Source organism: Faecalicoccus pleomorphus DSM 20574 (assembly GCF_000420345.1).
Classification (GTDB): Bacteria; Bacillota_I; Bacilli_A; order Erysipelotrichales; family Erysipelotrichaceae; genus Faecalicoccus; species Faecalicoccus pleomorphus.
This window is the reverse complement of sequence record NZ_ATUT01000005.1, coordinates 79,741-86,552: the sequence shown is the minus strand read 5'-3', so window position 1 is coordinate 86,552 and position 6,812 is coordinate 79,741. Positions and strand designations below refer to the sequence as shown.

Annotated in this window: 4 protein-coding genes and 1 other annotated feature; of the genes, 3 read left to right on the top strand and 1 reads right to left on the bottom strand. The window is 40.7% G+C overall.

Going from position 1 to position 6,812, the window contains the following annotated elements; genetic code table 11:
• Positions 1-227: transposase-like zinc-binding domain-containing protein (locus tag G413_RS12270; RefSeq protein ID WP_027969034.1), on the bottom strand; the 227-nt coding region annotated here is incomplete at its 3' end.
• Between the two features lie 182 nt (positions 228-409).
• Positions 410-608, top strand: a binding site (T-box leader).
• Between the two features lie 35 nt (positions 609-643).
• On the opposite strand from G413_RS12270, the gene leuS reads away from it, so the two are divergent.
• From leuS to G413_RS0103910, 3 genes are all read left to right on the top strand, one after another.
• Positions 644-3,043: a leucine--tRNA ligase gene (gene leuS, locus G413_RS0103920; protein ID WP_022789632.1), complete on the top strand. Its 2,400-nt coding sequence runs from the start codon at positions 644-646 to the stop codon at positions 3,041-3,043.
• A gap of 232 nt (positions 3,044-3,275) precedes the next feature.
• Positions 3,276-4,901, top strand: a complete 1,626-nt coding sequence (locus G413_RS0103915; protein ID WP_022789631.1) for a peptide ABC transporter substrate-binding protein — start codon at positions 3,276-3,278, stop codon at positions 4,899-4,901.
• A 238-nt stretch (positions 4,902-5,139) separates the two neighbouring features.
• A complete protein-coding gene (locus tag G413_RS0103910) occupies positions 5,140-6,765 on the top strand; it encodes a peptide ABC transporter substrate-binding protein (RefSeq protein ID WP_022789630.1) in 1,626 nt (541 codons plus the stop codon).
• Positions 6,766-6,812 lie beyond the last annotated feature (47 nt).

The window sequence follows — 6,812 nt, the reverse complement described above, 5'->3', positions numbered from 1 at the left end:
ATTTTCCCGCAATCTCTGCAAAGATACTTTTGCCTGTGCTTTTTGTTAAATCCATTTTTCACAAAATGAAAAGATCCACAGTGCGGACAACGGGATACAGTAGATTCAATATTTTCTGAATTTGTTGTATCCAGAGTTATTTTGTCGCTTGTCAGTTTATAAATGAAGGCTTGAATGAATTCGAGTTCTACTGGTTTTAGATGGTTCAAGAATGTTTCATTAATCATAGGGAATCTCCTTTACATGTCAAAGAATATCCCTGAATCTGACGCTATTCATGTTAGGTCATCAACTTTTTAGTTGAATTTAGCGAAAAAAATTAAAAAATTTTTAAAAAGTTGTTTGAAGTGTTTTCCAGACCAGAAATGAAGGTTGACTTATAAAATGAAATAATGATATGATTCAAAGCGTAAAAGCGATGAATTAGAGTAGTAGAAGAGAAAGTCGTTTAGAGAACTGCTGGCTGGTGAAAAGCAGTGGATCGTATCTTTGAACTCGCTAAGGAGCTGATAAGTAATGTTATCCGTAGTTTCTGCGATAAAGAAAAAAAGAGGGCACAGATAGTTTCTGTGAACTAAGGTGGTACCGCGTCTTTTAACGTCCTTAGAAGAGGGCGTTTTTTTATTGAAGGAGGAGAAGAGAGATGTACGATCATCAGTCCATTGAAAAGAAATGGCAAAAGCGATGGCTGGAAGAAAAGACTTTCCGTTGTGATACTTCCGATTTTTCCAAGCCTAAATATTATGTGCTGGATATGTTTCCATATCCAAGTGGAAATGGTCTTCATGTAGGACATCCGGAAGGATATACCGCAACCGATATTATTGCCCGTAAAAAACGTATGGAAGGGTATAATGTTCTGCACCCGATGGGATGGGATGCCTTTGGTCTTCCGGCAGAGCAGTTTGCCTTACAGACAGGGCATCATCCGGCTGAATTTACCAAGAAAAATATCAATCATTTTAGAGAACAGATACAGTCTTTGGGCTTCAGTTATGATTGGGATCGCGAAATCAGTACGGCTGATCCATCATACTACAAATGGACACAGTGGATTTTTACACAGCTGTATAAAAAAGGGTTAGCCTATGTCGATGAAATTCCGGTCAACTGGTGTCCGGAGTTAAAAACGGTTTTGGCCAATGAAGAAGTTATTGATGGTAAGAGTGAGAGAGGTGGCTATCCGGTCATCCGTAAACCGATGCGTCAATGGGTATTAAAAATCACGGCCTATGCAGAAAGATTGTTAAAAGATCTGGATGAAGTGGATTGGCCAACTTCTACGAAAGAGATGCAGAGAAACTGGATCGGTAAATCGCAGGGGGCCAATGTCATCTTTAAAATCGATGGCCATGATAAAGAATTTACGGTATTTACAACGCGTTGTGATACTTTATTTGGGGCTACGTATTGTGTTATGGCACCGGAGCACCCTTTTGTATCCGATATTACGACTCCGGAACAAAAGGAAGCCGTTGAAGCCTACCAAAAGTTATGTCAGACAAAATCCGATCTGGAAAGAACAGATTTGAACAAAGATAAGACCGGTGTATTTACCGGAGCGTATGCGATCAATCCGGTCAATGGTAAAAAAGTGCCAATCTGGATCAGTGATTATGTATTAGCCAGTTATGGAACCGGTGCAATCATGGCGGTTCCGGCACACGATACACGTGACTATGAATTTGCCAAGAAATTTGGTATAGAGATCATTCCGGTACTGGAAGGTGGAAACATCGAAGAAGAAGAAGCCTTTACCGGAGATGGTGTACATATCAATTCAGAATGGCTGAATGGTCTAAATAAGGAAGAGGCCATTGCGAAAATGATTCAGTGGCTGGAAGAAAACAAGGTTGGGGAAGCCAAGGTTACTTACAAGTTAAGAGACTGGTTGTTCTCTCGTCAGCGTTACTGGGGCGAACCGATTCCGATCGTTCATATGGAAGATGGAACCATGCGTACTGTCGATGTGGATGAACTGCCGTTAGAACTGCCGGCAACGACAAACTTTAAACCAAGCGATACCGGTGAAAGTCCGTTGGCACATTGTACCGACTGGTTATCGGTTGAGATTGATGGTGTTAAGGGAACCAGAGAAACCAATACGATGCCACAGTGGGCTGGAAGCTGCTGGTATTACATTCGCTATATTGATCCAAAAAATGATAAAGCCATCGGGGATCCAAAGCTGCTGGAGCACTGGTTACCGGTTGATTTGTATGTCGGTGGTGCAGAACATGCGGTATTGCACCTATTATATGCGCGCTTCTGGCATAAAGTACTTTACGATTGTGGTGTCGTGAAGTCAAAAGAACCATTCCAGAAATTGTTCCATCAGGGTATGATCTTAGGCTCTAACGGTGAAAAGATGTCAAAATCACGTGGCAATGTCATCAATCCGGATGAAATCGTTGCCAGTCATGGAGCGGATGCTTTGCGTGTGTATGAGATGTTTATGGGACCGTTGGAAGCGGCTTTACCTTGGTCAACGACCGGGCTGGACGGAACGCGTAAATGGTTGGAACGTGTCAATCGTTTCTATACAGAAGTGGCTGAATTCACTGGCGAAAACGATCATCGTTTAGATCGTGTTTACCATGCGACTGTTAAGAAAGTGACAAATGATATCGATACGTTAAACTTTAATACAGCGATTTCTCAGATGATGATCTTCATCAATGAATGTTACAAGACAAAAACGATCTATCGTCCTTATGCGATTGGTTTCTTAAAGATGTTTGCCTGCTTTGCCCCGCATTTAGGAGAAGAGCTATGGGCAACGATCTTTGACCAGAAAGATTCTATCACTTATGAGCCATGGCCGACATATGACGAGGCTATGTTAGTGGATAAGACTGTAACCATCGTGGTACAGGTCAATGGTAAGGTGCGTGGTAAGTTTGAAGCGGCCGCCGATGCCGAAGAAGCCAAGATCCAGGAACAAGCATTACAGCTGGAAAATGTACAACATCAGTTGGAAGGCAAAACCGTTCGTAAGGTTATTGTGGTTAAAGGGAAAGTAGTAAATATTGTTGCGAACTAGCGCAGGCTGCACTTCGGTGCAGCTTTTTTTATGAAAAAATATATGAAATATATATAAATTATGAAAAATATATGTAAATATCTTGAAAAAAATGAAAATCTGTCTTAATATATAGACAATTGTTCGTTAAATGCGAACAATCAATTTTTAAAATATTTATGACTAAATTTATAAGATAGTCATAAGATGAAAGAGAACAGGTACAAAGGTGCCAAGGAAAGGGTGGATTTCTATGAAAAAGTTGGTATCGGTATTGATGGCAGGAACCATGGCTTTATCTTTAGCGGCTTGTGGTTCCGGCAAAGATAATGCCAACACATTTACATTTGCGAATGAACTGGATATCAAAAACTTAGATTCCAGTGATGCCGATGATGGTATGTCTTTTAATGCGATGCATGCGGTCATTGATGGCTTAATGGATGTTGATAAGGATGGCAAGGTGACTTATGGCATTGCCAAAGAACATACGGTAAGTGACGATGGTTTAACTCATACTTTTGTTTTGCGAGATGCAAAGTGGTCAAACGGTGATCCGGTAAGAGCACAAGATTTTGTGTATGCCTGGCAGCGTATCCTGAAAAAATCAGGGAACTATGCGTATATGATGGGATCGGATGGAGCTCATTTAGCCGGAGCCGATGAACTAATGGCAAAAAATGAAGCTGGTAGCGAACTGACACAGGAGGATTTGGATACTTTAGGCGTTAAAGCTGTGGATGACCAAACCCTGGTGGTGAGACTAACCAGTCCGGTATCTTATTTTGAAGAGCTGATGACATTCCCGTGTTATTTCCCACAAAATGAGAAGTTTACGGAAGAGCAGGGACAAAACTATGGAAAGAGTGCCGATGCGATTCTTTCAAACGGTTCCTTTGTCATGGAATCCTGGGAGCCAGGTTCTAAAGCCGTCTTTACAAAGAATGAGGATTATTGGGATGCTGATTCTGTAAAACTGGATAAACTTGTCATGAATTTGGTACAGGAGCCGACGGTAGCCGCACAAAACTTTGATAGTGGTAACAATGATTATGCGCCTATTGATTCGGATTTAGTGGATAAATACAAAGATAACGATGCGTTCTGGAATGTAAAAAGCGGATTCTTATTTTATGTAATGCCAAATTTACAAAATGCCGATTTGCAGAATCAGAATTTGCGAAAAGCGTTATCGCTGGCCATCGATCGTGAGGATTTTGCCCAGAATGTTTTAAAGGACGGTTCGATTGAAGCCAATGGCTTTGTGCCTGAAGATCTTTCAAAAGGCCCAAATGGCGAAGATTTCCGAGAAGATGCCAAAGATTTTACAACTTATGATGCCAATGCGGCACAGGAAGCTTTGAATCAAGCATTACAAGAATTAGGTAAATCCGAAGTGACTTTGCGCTTGTTGTATGGAACCGATGAAAGTCCAATGGATACAATGGCAACGTATTTACAAAATGCCTTTACAAAATTGGCTGGTTTAAATATTGAAATGGTTGCCACGACCAAACAGGATCGTATCTACAACAAAGAAGCTAACGGTGACTTTGATCTGGCTTGTACAAGATGGGGACCAGACTATGGAGATCCGACTACGTATTTATACTTAATGAAGACCGGCAATAACAATAACTATGGAAAATGGTCAAATGAACAATACGATGCTTTGTTGAATCAGGTCAATACGGAATTGGATGTTCAAAAACGTTGGGATCTGATGTTGCAGGCTGAAGAGCTTGCTATGAACGATTATGCCAACATCCCTGTATTCCAAAAAGGAAATACGGCTTTATTGAACCCAAAAGTAAAAGATCTGGTCAACCAGCAGGTCGGAACACCGTTTACTTTCAAATATGTAAATAAAGAGGGCTAGACGCATAAAAATATATGTGAACTCTTCATATTGGACATAGCAGCTTACTTTAGGTTGTGTATCGAATGTATAGACATTTAATTGAAAAATGTTCATAAATCATGAAAATTATTTGAAAAGGTTTTTCATAAAATAGAAAACGCATGAAAATAATTTCAATTTATGCTTGTAAAAAATTAAATTGTATTCTAAAATATACACATGTTCACAGAATGAACACAACTTAGGAGGGTTCGATATGAAAAAATTATTGTCGGTACTGATGGCTGGGACAATGGCCTTGTCATTAGCTGCCTGTGGATCCGGTTCTGGCGGAGCCAATACGTTTACATTTGCTAGTGAACTGGATATCAAGAACTTAGATTCTTGTGATGCGGATGACGGAACGTCTTTTAACGCCATGCATGCGGTCATCGATGGTTTGATGGGCTTGGATGAAGATGGAAACATCGCCAATGCCATTGCCGAAGAACACACGGTGAGCGATGATGGTTTGACACATACGTTCAAGCTGCGTGATGCCAAATGGTCTAATGGAGAACCGGTTACAGCACAGGACTTCGTGTATGCCTGGCAGCGTATCATTAAAAACGTTGGAAATTATGCCTATATGATGGGATCCGATGGTGCACACATTACCGGTGCTGATGAATTGATTGCCAAAACAGGAAACGGCGAAGAGCTGACACAGGAAGATTTGGACACTCTGGGAGCAAAAGCTGAAGATGATAAAACATTGGTTGTGACTTTAACAAGTCCGGTATCCTATTTTGAAGAGTTGATGACATTCCCTTGTTATTACCCAATTAACGAAAAATTTGCGGAAGAGCAGGGCGATGGATATGCCAAGAGTGCGGAAGCTATTCTTTCCAATGGTGCTTTCGTGATGGAATCTTGGACACCGGGTTCAACGGCAACTTTTGTGAAGAATGAAGATTACTGGAATGCCGATCAGGTTAAACTGGATAAATTAGTGATGAACCTGGTACAGGAGCCTACAGTTGCGGCACAGAACTTTGACAGTGGCAGCAACGACTTTGCACCAATCGACTCGGATCTGGTAGATCAGTATAAAGATAATGATGCTTTTACTACCTTTAAGGAAGGGTTTTTGTTCTATCTGCAACCAAACTTCCAAAATACCGATCTGCAGAATTTGAATTTGCGTAAGGCTTTATCTTTAGCGATTGATCGTGAAGACTTCGCAACAAATGTATTAAAGGATGGTTCGATTGAAGCCAATGGATTTGTACCGGAAGATTTATCAATCGGTCCAAATGGTCAGGATTTCCGTGACGATGCCAAAGACTTCACAACGTATGATTTAGAAGCAGCACAGGCCGCTCTGGATCAGGCTTTACAGGAATTAGGTAAATCTGAAATTACTTTGAAATTGATGTATGGTACGGATGAAAGTCCGATGGATACGATGGCTACGTATTTACAGAATGCCTTTACCAAACTGAATGGTTTAAATATTGAAATGGTCGCAACTACAAAACAGGACCGTATTTATAATAAACAAGCCAATGGTGAATTTGATATTTCTTGTACACGTTGGGGTCCGGATTACGGAGATGCGACAACATATCTGAACTTGATGAAATCAGATAACGTCAACAACTACGGTAAATGGGTAAATGCGGATTATGACGCACTTATGGCTCAGATTTCTACCGAAGCGAATGTCGAAACTCGTTGGAATCTGATGTTGCAGGCAGAAGAGATGGCCATGAATGATTATGTCAACATTCCGGTATTCCAGAAAGGAACATCAGCTTTAGAGAATCCGTCTGTAAAAGGATTGGTATTCCGTCCGGTTGGTGTACCATATACATTCAACTATGTATCAAAAGAAGCTTAGTAAGAATTTGAGTTGAATTTTAGTATATAAACACAATATGGTTCAAC